This is a genomic window from Allomuricauda sp. CP2A (genome assembly GCF_001683915.1).
Lineage (GTDB): Bacteria > Bacteroidota > Bacteroidia > Flavobacteriales > Flavobacteriaceae > Flagellimonas.
On the sequence record NZ_LXTT01000169.1, the window covers coordinates 52,475 to 71,915 of the forward strand.

Below are 19,441 nucleotides of genomic sequence, written 5' to 3' on the forward strand. Positions count from 1 at the left end.
CCATGTCCAACCATTTACATAAAATATTGCTGTTCCTTGGGGTGGCGCTCATCTCTTGGGCGGGTACCTCTCAGGTAAAGAACGACTTTGATGTACGTTACGAAAACAGACTCAAAGGAGATTTAACCTTTATTGCCAATAATATTGTGAACCGGGACGAGGGAGGAGATGACCCTGAAGACCCATATAACCTAACGGGCAGTAGCTCTGAATATAATGATAGGTTGAACATGCAATACATCGATATTGATGGCGACCCTTCCACTTTCAGTTCAAGTAGCGCAACCTTGTCCATACCAGATTCTGATTGTTCCCGAATCCGTTATGCAGGACTTTATTGGTCTGCCGTCTATAGGGACAGCAACAGAAGTAGTGATTTCAATCAAGTTAAATTCCAAGTTCCAGGGAGCTCATATATCGATCTTACGGCAGATGAAATCCTATTTGATGGTGAAGGCGATTCCGATTTTGGAAGCTATGCCCCGTATGCCTGTTATAAAGATGTAACCTCCATAGTATCCGCATTGGGAAATCCCGATGGGGAATATTTTGTGGGCAACGTCCGGGCAAGTTCTGGCGATAGCGTAACAGGCGGTGTATCGGGAGGTTGGTCTTTGGTGGTAGTATATGAAAACCCCACACTTCCGGGAAAATACATAACCACCTTTGACGGATATGCAGGTATAAAATCAGGGGAGTCGGTAGACATTCCCTTTAGTGGGTTCACAACGCTCCCCGCCCCATTTCCGGTAAATGCCAAACTTGGTGTTGCCGCTTTGGAGGGAGACAACAGAATAAGTGGTGATCAACTGGCCATAAGAGCTGACAGCAACGCATCATTTACAACATTGTCCAACACCGCCAACCCAACAAATAACTTTTTTAACAGTAACATTACTGATGAAGGGAGTATCGTAACAAATCGTAACCCAAACAGTATCAATACATTGGGGTGGGATGTGGATTTGTTTACCATACCAAACCCAAGTCAATCGGTAATCCCCAACGATGAGACCGGGGCTACCTTGAGAGCTACATCCACCCAAGATAAGTACGACATCTTTTTTACCTCTTTGGATGTAGAGATCATTGAGCCACAAATAAATTTGGCCAAAACCGTTGAGGATATTGGAGGTAACGACATTACCGGTCAAGGGGTGCATTTGGGACAGTATTTGGACTATGTGCTTACCTTTCAAAATGTAGGTAACGATAGTGCCCAAAACTATACGATTAGAGATGTGCTTCCCATCAACGTAACCCTTGATGAATCAAGTATTGATGTGCCAACAGGGGTTACCTATACGTTCGACCCCGCAACGCGTACCATTGTATTTACCATACCGGATTCCATTATAGAAGAAGGAGACCCCGCAGCTGCAATTCGTATGCGTGTGCAAGTGGCTGAAAACTGCTTTGACTTCATTGATGCCTGTACCGATATCATCCAGAACTTGGCATATTCAACGTATACCGGTGAAATTAATCCTGCACAAATCACCGATGACCCCAGTGTTTACGATTTTGACGGCTGTGGTTTTGGAACACCCGGTGCAACCAACTTCTTGTTGGACGATTTAAGTGCCTGTAATTTTAGCAGGACCGTTCAGCTTTGTGGAGATAATGTGCTTTTGGATGCTGGTGACAACTTTGACAGTTACACCTGGTACCTTGATGAAAACGGCAACAATCAGATAGATTTGGGCACTGATACGGTTATTACCGATGCAGATGCCGATAATGATCCAAGCACCATTTTGGTTACCGAAGTGGGAGCCTACCTAGTGGATAAACAGGTGGCCGACCCCTGTAAGGATTTTATGGAGATTATTGAGGTTGAACTCTTTGGAAGTGTACAATCCAACCCCATAACCGCATTGATCAACGATACGTCCAACACCATAGACGGTGAAATCGTTGTCTGTCCCAATGATGGAAGTGAACTTCCAGAGATTTTCTTATGTGGTCTCAACGACACCGAATTGATCCAAGTAAACATTCCGGACGCCACCAGTATTGTTTGGGAACAATTGGACGAGGCAAGCTGTGCTGCTGCAACCCAAGACTGTGCCAATACCAATAATGGATGTACCTGGAACACCGTGGACACCGGTAACGACTTTTTGGCCTCAGATGCTGGGCAATATCGGTTGATAATCAATTATCAAAATGGATGTTTCAGTAGATTCTACTTCAATATCTATAAAAACCCCCTTGATCCCCAGTACACATCAGAGGATATTATTTGTGACACGGATGGAAACATTACCGTGACTAATATGCCTGCCAGTTATGAGTACCGACTTATAGACCAATCCTCTGGAAATGTGTTGTTTCCATACCAAACAAGTCCAAGTTTTAACATTACCAATAACGGTGCCTATACCGTTGAAATGAGACAACAAGGTGTTACCGATGGATGTGTATTTGTCTTGGACAACATTGGAATTCTTAGAAGAGATTTTCAGGTAGATGTTGTTCCCAAAGAGGTAGACTGTAATGGATTGGGAGAAATTGCCATTTCTATATTAAATGTGGAGCCCCAATACTACTACGAAGTTTCCCTTGGAGGAACTGTGGTGGACACCTATGGTCCCTCTTCAGATAACAATTACACCTTTGAAAACCTCAACGCAGGGGTGTATGATGTAACGGTTACTACGGATGATGGGTGTGATTATACCGAACAGGTTACCATTGAAGATACTACCGACCTTGAGTTGGAGGCAAGGATTTCACAACACATTACCTGTAGGGAAGGTAATATTTTGATGGAATCAACAGGAGGAAAAACACCTCATACCTATGCCATTTGGTCCTTTGTGGACAATGATGGAATTACCCAGATCTCATATCCCTCTGTAAACGATATTCCAGCTTCCGCCTATCAAACCAGTCAAATATTCGATATTTTGATTCCCGGGGATTATACCTTTGTGGTGGTAGACCGAAACAATTGCCATTCCATATCAAACACTGTTTCCATAGAGTTGAGGCCCGAGGCCGAGTTCAACGCTACATCTGTAAATGATGTTCTCTGTAATGGTGAAGCATCAGGATCTATAGTTTTTGATCTTGTTGATGACAATGGCTACCAACTTACCTACTATTTGTTTGATGCCACTGGTTTCGATGATGAAAATTATGACCTTGCAAATGCATTGGCCACAAATGCCTCAGGCTATTTTCCTGGGTTGACCAATGGCGATTATGCCATTGTTGTGAACCAAAGAAAAGGAAGTGCCTCCTGTGATTACTTTGAATACCATTCCATTTCAGCACCGGCTACTGCCATTTCGGGCTCGGCTGCATTGATTCAGGATTATACCTGTTTGCAAGACGGTATCATTGAAGCTCAAAACGTAACTGGTGGCACCGCACCATATGAATACAGTATTGATGGCGTAAACTTTGTAAGCGGCCCGGGAGCTGAAACATTTTCAGGCTTGACCAGCGGCACATACACCATCACGGTTAGGGACGCCAATCTATGTACATTCGATACAAACCCCATCACACTTGACCCATTAGATCCTCCAACGGATTTAACCTTTACGGCTTCCAATCCAAGCTGTCCCACATTCACTTCGGATGTGACCGTTTCGGTTGTCGGAGGAAACACGCCCTTTGTTTTTGAAATTATTGCTCCATCTGCAATTGCCGCTACCTCAACTTCAGGAGGTACCGCAGATTTTGATGGATTGGCTCCGGATACCTACATCTTCAGGGTGACTGATGATAAGGGGTGTACCTATGATGAATCCTTCACCATAGATCCTGTTACGGAAATCGCCGTTGTAGGACAACTCGTAAGTAATATTACCTGCTTTGGAGATACCGATGGTGAATTGCTTTATACCATAAGCAACTTCAATACCGATTACGATTACGCTGTAACCGGACCTGCTACCTTCTCCGGAAGTGCTCAGACCAATGGCACAATTTCCTTAACCGGATTGGCCGAGGGAACCTATACCATAACAGTTACCGATAACTTTACCAACTGTACCGATACGGCTAATGTTACTATAAATGCTCCCCCTTCGGCTTTAACAGCTTCCGCATCGGTTACGCAACCTACCTGTCCTTCAGACGGGTCTGTGACCATAACCGCTTCGGGTGGATGGGGAAGTTATACCTATGAAATTACAGCTGGGCCTGCAACTTTTGGTCCACAATCCAATGGATTGTTTAGTGGCCTAACGGTTGGAGGAACCTATACGTATACCGTAACAGATGCCAATGGTTGTGTCTTTACCGACACATTTGACATCATTGAGGCGGTGCCCCCTGTGTTGGCCATTGTGCCCAACGATATTTGTTATGACGATGCAGTAGGGCTTACCCTAACCGCAAATGTTGCTTCCGGTGGGGATGGCAACTATGAATACAGTTTAAATGGTGGTCCATTTGTGGCAAGTAATGTATTTGCTGGACTAGGCCCAGGCTCATATACCATCCAAGTTAGGGATGGGAACACTTGTGTGGATTCAGCTTCCATAACCGTTGATCCAGAACTTAGTGTTGTGGCCTCAGCCCCAAATATCACAGCTTGTGCCACCGATACAGACATTACCATCTCTGCCGCTGGTGGGGACGGAAACTATGTTTATGCCGTGGTTGCCGATGGTGCAATACCTGCCGATGGCGATTTTTCAACCACCAATCCAGTAACTGTTACTGCTGCCGGTGATTACGATGTTTATGTAAGGGATAATGCTGGTGGAACAGATTATTGTGAAGCCTCTTATGATATCACAATTGTACAGGATGACCCGTTGGCAATATCCGTTTCCAATACCGATATCCTTTGTAGTGGTGAATCACAAGCAGAAATTACCATAAATGCGTCTGGTGGTGAAGCACCATACCGATACAGTATAGACAATGGTGCTACTTATCAAACATCGAACACTTTTGTGAACCGTCCTGCCGGAAGCTACAACATCCGGGTCAGGGATGCCAACAACTGTGAAGTAACACAAATCTATACCATCACGGAGCCACTCACCCTTTCCGCTTCTGCTGCGGTTACGGCGCTTGCGGAATGTAACCCAGGCATGGGTGCCGAGGTCAGGATCACCAATGCCATTGGGGGAACAGCCCCTTATGAGTACAGTTTTGATGGGGGAACCACCTACGGTGCAAGCTCCATTGGGTTTTTGTTCCCGGGCACGCATGCCCTTTACATCAGGGATGCCAATCTGTGTACCTATCCGATGTCCGTTACCATAGAGCCAGAACCAACACCTCCCAACGCAATCCCGACCATTGATTATGAATGTGATGGCGAGGGAATCGTTACCATCACCCCCGACAGCCCTGACTTTGATTATACCTATGAAATTGACGGGAACCCAAACACCCCGGACACTTCCAACACGTTCAACAATGTGCCTGTGGGAAGCCATGCCATCACAGTAAACTATACCAGCAATATAGCTCCATCACCGAGCATCTTGTTGTCCGAAAACTTTGGAACTGGGCCCAATACCAGTATTTCCGAGATTGACCCCGCATATTGCTATGAACCCCAAAACGGTTCTGTAAACTCCTGTGGTTGGGGCATCGACACCCACATTCAGGATGGGGAATATTCGGTGACCCAGACCATTGTAAACCCTTACGGGTCATGGTTAAGTCCCAATGACCACACAGCTTTGGCCAATGGAAGGTTTTTGGCCATCAATGTGGGCGGTGTAGCCGGAGTGGGCGGAATCGTGTACCAAAAAACCGCTGTTGAAGTGGTTCCAAATAGAGATATTACTGTCTCCTTATGGGCCTTCAACCTACTTCGAAATGGAACTGGCGGAGGAGACCCCTCCATTGAAATCCAATTGGTGGATGGTGGCGGAACCATAGTCGCCAGCACAACCACAGGTAGTATTCCGAAAAACAACGGTGCCAACGATTGGCAAAACTATTCTGTCAATTTGAATCCTGGCGCAAACAACAATCTGGATATTGTTATTAGAACCAACTCAGCGGTAATCAATGGAAACGACATCGCCATTGATGACATCCAAGCGTTCCAGACCCCAGAAGTTTGTTCTGGTTCATTGAGCTTTGACATTAACGTAGAGGATGGTCATGCCTTTGATGCTGCCATCACAACACATACGGATATCAGTTGTAATGGTGTTGCGGATGGTACCATCACCTTTGAAGCTGAAAACTTTGACCCTGCCACTGGTTTTACCTATCAAGTGGATGGAGGTGCGGTTTCTGCGGCACAATTCAGTGGTACTGTAACCGTACCCGGTTTATCGGCTGGCAATCACACCATCAGAATTGTTGATCTTAGAGACCCATCCTGTTTCGTTGAACTGAACCAAGACCTTACACAGCCCGATGCAGTGGATGTAACCGCTTCCGTGACAACAGAACTTACCTGTACCAATGGTGGAGCGGTCATTACGGCAACCGCAACTGGGGGAACCCCTACATATGAATACCAATTGGAAGATAGTGTCGGAGGCGTAATCACCGCTTACCAATCCTCCAATGTGTTCACGGGACTTACCGATGGCGACTACGTGGTGAGGGCAAGGGACACCAATCTGTGCGAGGACGTTACCAGCGTAATTACCGTAGTGCCCCCTGCCGATATAGCCTTTGACGTTACACCCACCGCATGTTATAGCGGAAATAACGACGGCAGCATCCTCGTGGATGTGACCGACGGCAACGGAGACTATCAGTTCAGTTTGAATGGCGGTCCTTGGATCACCCCAACCCCGGCAACGGGCACCACACATACTTTTGGCAACCTTACAGCGGGAACCTATACCATTAATGTTAGGGATGGGTATGGCTGTACCGGGGTGCTGGAAACGGTTACCATAGTGGACGCTTTGGTTGCATCAGTGGATGTTGTTGATATATCAACCTGTGCCGATGGAAGCATTACCGTGACCGCTTCTGGGGGAACTCCTCCCTTGGAATATGCTTTTGTGTTGACAGGAGGCGATCCAACTGGTCTGTTCTCCGCTTCAAATGTATTTACCGTTACCACAGGTAACGATGGCACTTACGATGTGTATGTTAGGGACAACTCGGCCACCAATCCATTTTGTGAATATATGGAAACCGTGACTGTGGCCCCTGCCACTCCATTGACCATGACGGCCACACCTACAGATCCCGAATGTCATGATGGAACAGGCTCCATTTTGGTGGATATTACCTCTGGAGTCGCCCCTTATACCATTGAAATTATTGATTTGGACAATGGAGGTGCATCCAACCAAACCGACACCAATGTGTTGGCCACAAGCAGAACCTATTACAATTTGATGCCCGGAGATTACACCATCAATGTGACTGATGCATCGGGTTGTGTCATAACAGATACCCAGACCATCAACAACCCTGATGAACTGACTGGGGTTGTTACGGGAATCACGCCTTCTTCCTGTACAGGTGACCCAAATGATTTTGGTTTTGGATTCTCTGGGTATCCAACCACTTTAGGAACTATTGAATTTAGTGACAACGGTGGAGTTACATGGATTGGCGACAATTCAACTCCAGGAACTTCTGATCAATTTACAGGCTATACCTCTGGACAGACCGTTTATCCTTCCATGAGAACCGTGGACGGGTCAGGAAACACCATCTGTCAAACAGACCTACCGCCTTTCATCATTCCATATCCTTTGGATGATTTGGATATCTCGATATCTGCCATTGTTGTAAACTGTAACGAATTGCAGGTAACCGTTCAAGGTTCCGAAGGAACACCCGATTATAATTACACCTATTCTGATGATCCTGCCAATTTTGATCCCATAACCCCGGCAGTTCCATGGACAACTCCGGCCCAGGACGAGTTCACGCCATATGTGTTTACTGGATTGGTCCCTGGTAGAACGTATGTGTTCTATGTAAGGGATGCCGCAGGATGTGTGCGTCAAAGTAATGTGAACGTCAATGATTTGATTACCGCTCCCTTGGAAATTGCCTCTAGCGTTACCCCAAGTTGTGATGGCGCAAATAATGGTAGCATTACCTATACCATTACCGACAACGAAGCCCCTTTTGAATCCCAATTTAGGTGGACGTTATATGATATGAGTTCTGGTACTTCCACATTTGTAACAGATAGTGGCGGTATCGTTCCTTTCTCTTCTCCCCAAGATGTTACTGTTAATGGCCTAGCTCCCGGGAACTATTATATTGAAGTGGTTGAAGTAGACGGTGGAGGTGTTGATAGCTGTGTAAGTGCTTCAGAAAACGAGCTTCTGGAAGAATTGGATCCTTTGTCGGGCACTCCGGTTGTTCTCCAAGATATCAGTTGTGATGCCCCTGGGCTCATTCAAATCCAAAATCCTCTTGGTGGCGGTGGAATATACACCTATACGGTTACTGGTCCTTCCGGCTTCACAACCATTACTTCCACTTCTGACAACCCTATCGAAATTCCTGCCAATTCCCCAGCTGGAAGTTACAATGTACTCATGGAAGACCAATATGGTTGTAGTGTGGATCTAGGTCCCGTAAACTTGGATTTAACGCCCAATCCGACCATAGACAGCATTGTGGTGGAGAACTGTGATTCGCCCATAACGGTGACCATAACCGCTACTAGTACCGCAGCCCAGATATTCTACTCTTTGGATGGTGGCACCACCTATTTGGACAACGGCGGTGTGTTTAACAACGTTGCCCCTGGATCATACAATGTTTCCATTATCGACAGCAATGGCTGTACAGATACCGATACCATCAACATATCGGCGCCATTGGAATTCACGGCCATTCAAACCGTGGCCCTTGACTGTGAGCCCGGTGCTGCTGCCAATGCAGAGATTGAAATAGAGGTCATTTCCGGTTCTGGCAATTACGAATACATGATTGACGGTCCTGGTGCAAACGATCAAGTGCGAGCAGTTCTGTCTTCCAATCCTTTTACATGGACGGGTGCAGCAGCTGCGGGCAGCTATGACGTCGTGGTGTTTGATATGGGCACCGCCCCACCAAACTGCCCCAAGACCATTACCATAGATGTTCCGGACGCTCCGCTACCAACATTTACCGAAACCCATGTGGATGTGAGCTGCCATGGTGGAAGTGATGGAAGCATTACCCTCCATGAAGTGGACAACGGTATCAATCCATTGACTTACACGCTTGTTCCCATGCCTGCAGGAGCTGTATTGAACGGTAATACCTTTGAAAACCTTCCTGCCGGAACTTATGATGTCCGTGCCGTGGGATCCAATAACTGTCCTGCGGAAATCAACGGCATTGTTATTGGCGAACCCAACCCCATTGTCGTTCCAGTTGTTGATGTAGTGGAGTTTGGCTGTGTTGCAGGCAACAATATGAACAATGCCACCATCACTGTGGATTCAGGGTCCATTACTGGTGGAAGTGGCACTTATGTTATCTACGAGTTTATCAATGATCAAGGTACTCCTGCTACAGGAGATGATGTTGTGGTTCAGTCTGGATCCAACAACTCCTATATAGAAACCAATACGACAGGAGGCAATTATATCATCAATGTATATGATGAAAACGGCTGTTTGGGCTCCACCTCAGCAACCGTTGCCCCATTTGACGAGATAACCGGCGCCACCGCTGCCATTACCAACCCATTGAGCTGTAGTCCTGGCATGGACGGTGAAATAACCATCACCGTAACATCAACCGCAGGTGATCCATCGCGGTTTGAATACAGCATTGACAATGGCACCTCTTGGCAGGCCTCCAATATCTTTGGTGGTCTCGATGCGGGAACCCATAATTTCTTGGTACGTCATATCGATACGGGCTGTATTGTTTCAACCTCCGAAACCATTGACAACCCGAATACCTTCACCATAGATACTGTTGTGGTCAACGATGTGGTGTGTTATGGTACCGCAAGTGGTCAGGTTACCTTTGAACTTTTGGACGCTGTTTATGCGGGTGGCTTTAATTGGACCATTTACAATACCAATGGCACACCTGTAAATACTGCGGACGATACGGTTGTTACCAGTGGCTCTTCAGGAACTACCGGACCAACTGCTCCCATTGCTTTACCCGCTGGAAGCTATTTAGTGGAAATTTCCCAAGATGCTTTCCCAGAATGTACCAATGTGGAAGCCTTTACCATAGCAGGTCCCTCTTCAGCTCTTTCCGCAGCTGTTGAAGTCACCGATATTACTTGCGGCCCAATGGATGACGGAATCATTGAGGTGGTCAATGTACAAGGCGGATGGGGTGGTTATGCTTACTATGTGGGCACAACACCAAACCCAGACCCCAACAACCCTGCTAACTATGTGTCCAATCCAAGGTTTGAAAATCTTGTGGCCGGCACGTATGAAATCTGGGTCATTGACCAAAACGGTTGTGCTTTGCAATTGCCCGATGAAACGTTGACTAATCCATTGCCCATCACTGCGACACTTCAGATCAATCAGGATAACTGTACCAATCTTGAGGGTGAAATTGAAGTTGTGGGTACTGCAGGTGGACAAGGAAGCAACTATACCTATCAGCTTATCCGAAATGGATCTAACGTAGGTTCGCCCCAGACCAACCCTGTTTTCTCTGGATTGGGCGCCGGTTCATATCAAGTGTTGATTGCCGATCAATGGACCTGTACCACAACGGTTGGCCCTGTTGTGCTCTTGGATGCCATGACAGCCACAACAACCGTGGTAAAACCTATTGACTGTACTGTAGACCCAGGGGGAAGAATCACCGTGAATGTTAGTGGAGGCTCATCCAACCTGACCTATGAGGTGCTTTTCCCTGATGCTACTACAACAATAACAAATGCAACAGGGGTCTTTACTGGACTTATTCAGCCCGGTATGTACACCTTCACCGTAACCGATAACGATACTGGGGTTCCTTGTACCGTTACCGTTACCCAAGAATTGGACGATAAGGTTGAACCTGTAATCGACAGTGTGCTTGAAGACCCTGTGAACTGTTTTGGTGGTTCCGATGGTAGTTTGACCGTGGTATTAGATCCTGCCTCCGTGGTAGATCCTGTATATACCTATGAGCTTTATGAAATGTCCGATTTGGTTACCCCATACCGCTTTGCACAAAGCAGTGCTATATTTGACAACCTTCCTGCTGGAGATTACCGCGTCCGTGTAATTTCTTCAAGAGCTTGTGAGGATTTCTTTGACGCTACGGTTACCGAACCGACAGCATTATCCGCTACTGCTTCGGCTACAGATTTTGTGTGTAATCCGAACAATTCAGTGAATACCTCAACCATTACCGTTACGCCTACTGGCGGAACAGCGGATTATGTGTATAGTTTGAACAACATCAACTTCCAGACCTCAAACACATTCCCTGTGGTAGATACTGGAGTTGACCAGAATGTTACGGTCTATGTAAGGGATGCCAATGGATGTACTACAACGACCTCTGTTGCGATACCTACCATCAACACCTTTACCGTTGATGTAACCCAGAATGTCGGCATAAGCTGTGTCAACCCAGAAGAAGTATTGTTGACCGTTTCCGATAATGGTGATGTGTCCAATAGTTACACATTTGAACTGCTGCCAATTGGAAATCCTTACGGATCAGCTCCAGTGGTGTTGTCCAATACAACCGCTACTTTTGAGTTGATTGCCCCAGGCACATATACCTTTAGGGTTACCGATGATGCAACGGGTTGTTATGTAACCACAGCACCGTATACCATTGCTCCTTACAATCTAATCGACGTAGTGGCAACCGCTACTGCGCCTGCCGTATGTTTTGGTGGCGCTGGCACCCTTGAAATCGATGTAACTGGATATACTGGAACCTACGATTTTGAGGTGTTCAACTCCAACGGTGCCACTACAGGTATTACAGGAAGTGCCAACACTGCCACAAACCCATTGTCCATTACTGACCCTGCCTTGGTGGGTGGCAATTACTTTGTACGTGTCTCTGAAACTGGCTATCCAGAGTGTGTTGAGGATTCCAATACCATAACCATCATTTCGCCAAGTGCGGAACTGGAAGTGACCCCACAAGAGGTGGCCAATGTTACCTGTGCCAATGACCAAGGGGAACTGTTGGTGGCTCCTACGGGAGGATACGCTCCGTATGATATTGTTGTGACCAACACAACCACTACGCAAGTGTATACCAGAAACAATGTGTACAGCTATCTGTTCAGTGGATTGTCCGCAGGTGATTTTGATGTCCAAATCACCGATGCCAATGGATGTGTCATCAACGAGCCCATTACTTTGATTCAACCTGATCCAATAACCGCTGATATTTCAGCATCAACCACTATGTTGACTTGCTACGGTGATACCAATGCTTCGGTTTCGGCCATAAATGTTATAGGTGGTGAAGGTGTATATGAATATCAGTTAAATACCTATGACCCAACAGGCACAACCATTGTGTTTACCACTGGAGAGCAATCTTCAGATACGTTCAACAATTTGGGTGCTGGAATTTACAGCATCACCGTTACAGATGGTTGGAATTGCGATGTGGAAACACCACAGGTGACCATTACCGAACCTACAGATGTTACTGCTTCATTGGTGCAGTTGAGTGCCATGACCTGTAACGATCAAGCTCAAATACAATTGACCGCCACAGGAGGAACTGCTCCGTATGAGTACAGTACAGATGGTATTTCCTACTCGGCCATGAGCGGTGGCGACACCCACACCTTCAATGTAGGTGCCGGGGTATATCAATATTATGTGCGTGATGCATTTGGATGTGAGGCGCAAATCTCCAACCAAGTGAGTGTGGATATGATACCGCCATTGACCATCAACATAGATGATTCTGCGGCCTTTATTAACTGTATGGGTGAATCAACGGCCACCATTAGGGCCCAAGCCACTGGCGGACTAGGTAATTATCAATATGAGCTATTTGGTGATGCGGCCCTGTCCAACTTGGTGACCGGTCCACAAAGCAACGGAACCTTCAACGGTCTTCCTGCGGGTAGCTACTTTGTGCGTGTTACCAGTCAAGACTGTGTTGAGGTCTCTCCTGAGGTCATCATTGTAGATCCAGCGCCATTGCAGGTAGACAATCAAAGCTTTACCAATGTTACCTGTGCAGGAATGGATGACGGTACCATCACAGTGGAAGTTTCTGGAGGAACCGGTGAGATTTTCTACGCCATTTCACCAAACCTTGATCAGTTTGATACCGAAAACACCTTCACCGATTTGGCTCCTGGAGTTTACGATGTGATCGCTCAGGACAGGAATGGTTGTTTCATGACCTTCCAGTTTGAAATTGTACAACCTGAACCTGTAGAGGCAGAGGCCATCAACATTATGCATGAAGTGTGCTTCAATAGTGCCGATGGTTCATTTGAACTACAGATTGCAGGAGGTACAGCTCCTTATGAGACTGCCCTGAACTCCAATGCGGATGCGGATTTTGTGCCCAATCAAACGGTATTCCAAAATCTTGCCGCAGGAACCCATGTGGTCTTTGTACGGGATGCCCAAGGATGTGAGACCAATGTTTTTGTGGAAATAGAACCGGGCGTAAACTTGAATGCCACCGTAACCCCAATGTACGAGTGTACCGGAAATATTCCTGACAATTCTCTGGATATTGTCTTTGAAGATCCAACGGTTGAAGCAGATGTGTTGTATGCTTTGGATTCAACCGACCCTGCAGATATGCAATTGTCTTCAGACTTTACCAATATAGCTCCAGGTAATCACTATATCACCATTGCACATGCCAATGGCTGTATGACCACCTATGATTTCACTATAGAGGGCTTTGAGCCATTGACCTTGGTGTTGGAAAACAACAACATCAACCAAATTACGGCCATTGCTACTGGTGGAGTAGAGGACTATACCTTCTACTTTGGTGATGTGGACAACGGAACCGATAACACCTTCTATATCAATAGGACGGATACGTATACCGTTACCGTGATTGACCAGAATGGATGTGAGATGAGCGCTGAGATATTCATGGAGTTCATTGATATTGAAATGCCAAACTTCTTTACACCAGATGGAGATGGTCTCAATGATATGTGGATTCCAGACAATTTAGAAGGCTTCCCCGATGTACTAATTACCATTTATGATCGTTATGGTAGAGTAGTGGAAAAGATGACTCGGGATACCGCCGGCTGGAGTGGAGAATACGATGGTAAACCATTGCCCACAGGAGATTACTGGTATATCATACGTCTGAATGGCGAAAATGATGATCGCGAGTTTGTAGGCCACTTTACCCTATATCGACAATAAAACTTAACCTACTGAACCACAAATGTTTAAAAAAGCATATTTCTCCGTCCTTTTGTTTCTTTTGGCCTTTATGGTCAAAGGACAGGAGTTGACGATTCCCCAGCTTTCCCAATATATTGCTGACAACCCCTTTATCATGTCCCCTACCTATGCGGGTATTGGAGACCACATAAAGGTTCGTTTAAATGGGTTAACGCAATGGGTGGGAATAGAGGATGCTCCAGACACCCAAACCTTGGCCGCCGATGCCAGGATTGGAAACCGTTCTGGGTTGGGAATGCTTTTGTACAACGATAGTAATGGCGAAACCAAACAAAGGGGGGCCCGGGTTTCCTTTGCCCACCACTTGACCTTGGATAGATATGACGACATCTTTATGTCCTTTGGTATATCCTACAACTTTAACCAGTTTCGGATAGATGTAGAAAACTTTAGGGAAAACAACGGACAGCTACCCACAGATGATAAAGCCACCACCAACCACAATTTTGATTTGGGGGTACTGTATCGGTACAACAAATTCTATTTCAGTTTAAATGCCTCCAACATCCTGAACAAAAACCTGGAACAGTTCAACCCTGTTTTTGAGCCAAATACCTTGAGAAATTATTATGTCTACACAGGATATAGCATTTCCAAGAACAAAAACAGCAAGCTGGAATTGGAACCATCCGTTTTCTTTCAATGGTTTGAAAGTGATAATCGTTCCGTTACGGATTTGAACGCCAAGTTCCGTTTTCACGATTTTGAGGACTATTACTACGTGGGCCTTACTTACCGTTTCTTGAACGACCAGTTGGGTAAACCTTTGTACATAGCTCCCATAGCCGGATTCAAGAAAAGCAACTTCTATTTTGGCTATTCCTACCAAGTGATTACCAACGAAATTTTGGGATATAGCACGGGAACCCATGTGGTTACCGTTGGAATGGATCTCTTCCAAGGGATAAGCAACTGTAGATGTATGTATTGATTTAGCAGGTTTTACCCTATTTTTGCCCTGTTTAAACCGAAAGAGTGGGAAAGATTAGGGTAAACAACATCAGGATACATTCCAATCACGGGTGCTTAAAGGAGGAAATGCTCATTGGGAGCGATTATAGGGTAGATTTGGAAATTTCTGCTGATCTCTCTTTACCTGCAGCATCCGATAAGCTCAGTGAAACCGTAGATTATGTTCATTTGAACAACATCGTAAAAGAGGAAATGGCCATCCGTTCCAACCTTTTGGAACACGTTGCCAAACGTATCATTGATCGTATTTTTTTGGAAATAAAAGAAGTTTCAAAAGTTATTGTTGAAGTTTCAAAAATTAATCCCCCAATTGGCGGTGATGTGGAAAGTGTAACCGTTGTTTTGGCCGTTGAAAGGCCCAAATAATGGTTTGGGTAACCTAAAAAAAGTAGTACATTTGCACTCCTGAACGGCATCGTGGCCGAGTGGCTAGGCACAGCTCTGCAAAAGCTTGTACAGCGGTTCGAATCCGCTCGATGCCTCTGCAAACCCAACAAATTTTGTTGGGTTTTTTTATTCGTTGATGTGTTCTATCCGTTCGATTTCTTTCTGGATGTTGAACTCATCCTTAGGCAAAAATCCCTTGATAATCAAAACAATCCCACAGATGATCAGCACAATTCCAAGCCCTTTTTTTATCAGAACGATCCGTTCCTTGGTCAAATACCTTTTTAATTGCTTGGCCAGTACAATCTTGACCAAATCTGTAGTGAAGTAGACAACCAACACTGTAGAGAAAAATACCAGCATCCGGTCGGGGTCGTTATCCAAACTTGGCCCAACCACAATAAGAAGTCCCAACCAAAATGCCAAAACACCTATGTTGATGAAGTTCAATAAAAAACCTTTTACCATAAGGGCTAGATAGTTCCCTTTCTTGGCTTTTAATCGTGCCTTTTTTCCGTCTTTTTTCACGAAGAGCACAATGCCGTACACCAAGAGGATCATACCTCCAAAAACAAAAAGTCCAGGTTGGTTGCTCAGGTTTTCCAACAATTGAAAACTACTGAAATAGGCAATGAGCAAAAAAAGAATGTCTGCAATAATGACCCCAATATCCAAACTCACCCCTGCCCTGAATCCTTTTGTTGCACTGGTTTCCAACAGTACAAAAAAGACAGGGCCAATCATAAAACTCAACAAGAATCCTAACGGTATGGCTGCCTGTATATCATCGATCATGTTCCCTATTCCATTCTTTTAATTTTTCCTCCGAACACGGTACTTTCATCCATTTTCTTTGGGTCACCATAGACCAGAACCTCACCACCTGCCTTCACATTGGCTTTTACATAATCCGTTGCATAAATTTCTGCGTTGCCCCCTGCGTTTACCGAAATGGTAGTAAACTTTGTTTTAAATGTTCTTCCGTTGTAGGCACCTCCGGTATTGATAATGACATCTTGATTGTTTGAAAACCCAGCAGCAAAGATTTCTCCTCCCGAAACTGCCTTGATCAAAAGCTGGTCTACTTGGCAATTCACTTCCAATTCAGCACCTTCTTGCGCTTTGAGTTCCAAGACGTCCTGCACATAAGTTTCATCTGAAGAAATACGTGCATCCTCATTTACATCGATAACTTTAAGCGTCTCGGTATGATACAAATCAACATACGTTCTATAACCACTGAACAATTTATCAATTTCCATTCTTATTTTTAAAACGCCATCATTATTGACAATGGCCACTTTATCCGTGTTTTCCCCACTGATGACCGCCTTGTTCTCTTTTGATTTGATTAGGCGTACAGAAAGCCCATCAAAAGCCTTTACCTCCGTAAAACCCTGAAGATTTTGTGTTACCTCCCCTTGGGCAATCAATACTTGAAAAGAAAGGCTCAACAAAACAATTGTGTAGGTTTTCATACTATAAAAATTTGGTTCTCAATAGAATAACAAATTTTATTCAAAAATAGTATCATTCCTTCTTACCGATCAACGAAAAGTCCAAATGCCTTTTTACCAAATCGGAATCCTTGACCATTACATAAACTTCATCTCCCAATTGATATACCTTTTTCCTTCGCTCACCAACAATGGCATATTGGCGTTCATCAAAAACATAGTAATCGTCCTTAATATCTCTTATGCGAACCATGCCTTCACATTTATTTTCAATGATTTCCACATAAATGCCCCATTCCGTGACTCCGGATATCACGCCCAAAAACTCTTGGTCCTTATGGTCTTCCATGAACTTTATCTGCATATATTTCACCGAATCCCGTTCTGCATTGGCCGCCAATAACTCCATATCCGAGGAATGCTTGCACTTTTCCTCATAAATGGCCTCTTTGGGTGGTTTTCCTCCATCCAAATAGTGCTGCAATAACCGATGGACCATAACATCTGGGTATCTACGAATGGGCGAGGTAAAATGCGTATAATATTCAAATCCCAGACCATAATGCCCTATATTATCCGTGGTATAAATGGCCTTGCTCATACTACGTATGGCCAAAGTATCCACCAAATTCTGTTCTTTCTTTCCTTTTACATCCTCCAGCAACTGGTTTAGAGAACTGTTGATGCTCTTTCTGTCCTTTAGGTTGATGCTATGTCCAAAACGGGAAATAACCCCGTTCAAGGCCAGTAATTTATCCTCATCGGGCTCATCATGTACCCGGTAGACAAAGGTTTTCTTCTTCTTTCCAATAAATTCCGCCACTTTTCGGTTGGCCAGCAGCATGAACTCCTCAATCAATTTATTGGCTTCCTTTGTTTCCTTGAAATACACACTTTCCGGTTCGTTCTTTTCATTCAGGTTGAAGCGTACCTCAATCTTATCAAAAGAAATGGCTCCGGCATCCATCCTGGCCTTCCGCATAATCTTGGCCAGTTCATCGAATTTAAGAATCGCATCCTTTACGTCATCTGAGACGGTGTAAGCTTCTCCCCTGATTGAAATCTCCTTTGGGATTTCCGCTTTTTTGGTCTCTATAATGTGCTGTGCCTCTTCATACGCAAAACGTTCATTGGAATTGATGGCTGTTCTACCAAACCACTGGTTGACCAATTTGGCCTTGTCATCCATCTCAAAAATGGCGGAAAACGTATATTTTTCCTCATTGGGCCTCAAGGAACAGGCGTTGTTGGACAATACTTCCGGAAGCATGGGCACCACACGATCTACCAAATACACCGATGTGGCCCGATCAAAGGCCTCATCTTCCAAAATGGTATCGGGTAAAACATAGTGGGACACATCTGCAATATGAATCCCTATTTCATAATTGCCATTCTCCAACTGTTGAAAGGAAAGCGCATCATCAAAATCCTTGGCATCTTTTGGATCTATGGTGAAGGTGAGCACGTCCCGCATATCCCTTCGCTTGGCAATCTCGGATTCCTTGATGGACGTATCCAAGGTTTGGGCAAACTGTTCCACCTCATGTGGAAATGTATACGGCAAACCGTATTCCGCCAAAATGGAATGTATTTCGGTATCATGCTCTCCTGGTTTTCCAAGAACTTCTATCACTTCACCATAAGGTGAATCGGTATCGTCTGGCCATTCGCCGAGTTGTACCAAAACCTTATCACCATCATTGGCCTTCTTCAATTTTTCCAATGGGATGAAAATATCGGTATACATTTTGGGGTCGGTTGGTCTAACAAAAGCAAATGTCTTTTGTTTGTCCACAATGCCCACAAAAGTGGATTTTCTGCGTTCCAATACTTTTGAAACTTCGCCTTCCGGGCGTTTCCCGTTACGTTTGGGTTTCAGAAAAACCTCAACAATATCACCATGAAATGCTTTATTGATCCTATTGAAAGGAACAAAGACATCGTCCTCCCTATCCTCAATGACCACATATGCATTGCCACTGGTGGTCATGTCCACCCTTCCCGTGAAATACGTATGCAAGCTTGGTTTTTTCTTATATTTTCCACGATCCTCCTCAATAATTCTATTAGTGGCTTTCAGTTGCCCCAGACGTTTGATCAAATCGTTTCTGTCCTGCGTATCGGTAATCCCTAATTGTGAAGCTATTTGCTTGTAGTTAAAGCTTTGGGAAGGCTCTTTTTCAAGAACTGTAAAAATGCCCTTGGTAATCTCATTCTTCCGTTGACTTCTGTTCCTCTTCTTCTTCTTCTTCTTTGACATTTACGTCCTTATTTTTTTGAAAAATACAAATTAAAATTCTTGACCTACCAACAAAGGTAAGGTAATGCAAAGGTCAAGTCTATTTTATCAACAATCATTATAAT

The 19,441-nt window shown here is 44.9% G+C and carries 6 protein-coding genes and 1 tRNA gene; 4 read left to right on the forward strand and 3 right to left on the reverse strand.

Going from position 1 to position 19,441, the window contains the following annotated elements; translation table 11 throughout:
• Positions 1-2 precede the first annotated feature (2 nt).
• The 4 genes from A7D14_RS19340 to A7D14_RS19355 all read left to right on the forward strand — a co-directional run bounded on the left by A7D14_RS19340 (position 3) and on the right by A7D14_RS19355 (position 15,712).
• A complete protein-coding gene (locus A7D14_RS19340) occupies positions 3-14,216 on the forward strand; it encodes a T9SS type B sorting domain-containing protein (RefSeq protein WP_176712456.1) in 14,214 nt (4,737 codons plus the stop codon).
• Positions 14,217-14,238: 22 nt separating this feature from the next.
• Positions 14,239-15,189, forward strand: a complete 951-nt coding sequence (locus A7D14_RS19345; RefSeq protein ID WP_067038127.1) for a type IX secretion system membrane protein PorP/SprF — start codon at positions 14,239-14,241, stop codon at positions 15,187-15,189.
• 44 nt (positions 15,190-15,233) lie between these two features.
• Entirely contained in the window at positions 15,234-15,596 is a 363-nt protein-coding gene (gene folB / locus A7D14_RS19350) for a dihydroneopterin aldolase (RefSeq protein WP_067038129.1), read from the forward strand.
• 45 nt (positions 15,597-15,641) lie between these two features.
• Positions 15,642-15,712, forward strand: a tRNA-Cys gene (locus A7D14_RS19355).
• Positions 15,713-15,743: 31 nt separating this feature from the next.
• Here the strand turns inward: A7D14_RS19355 and A7D14_RS19360 are convergent.
• Genes A7D14_RS19360 through rnr form a run of 3 tightly spaced genes read right to left on the reverse strand, consistent with a single transcriptional unit; the run spans position 15,744 to position 19,337 of the window.
• Complete coding sequence (locus A7D14_RS19360) at positions 15,744-16,412, reverse strand: LysE family translocator (protein WP_067038131.1); 669 nt, start codon at positions 16,410-16,412, stop codon at positions 15,744-15,746.
• A 5-nt stretch (positions 16,413-16,417) separates the two neighbouring features.
• The gene (locus A7D14_RS19365) at positions 16,418-17,095 is read right to left on the reverse strand and encodes a head GIN domain-containing protein (RefSeq protein WP_067038133.1); all 678 of its coding nucleotides are present in this window, start codon (positions 17,093-17,095) and stop codon (positions 16,418-16,420) included.
• 52 nt (positions 17,096-17,147) lie between these two features.
• A complete protein-coding gene (gene rnr, locus A7D14_RS19370; RefSeq protein ID WP_067038135.1) occupies positions 17,148-19,337 on the reverse strand; it encodes a ribonuclease R in 2,190 nt (729 codons plus the stop codon).
• Positions 19,338-19,441: the final 104 nt, after the last annotated feature.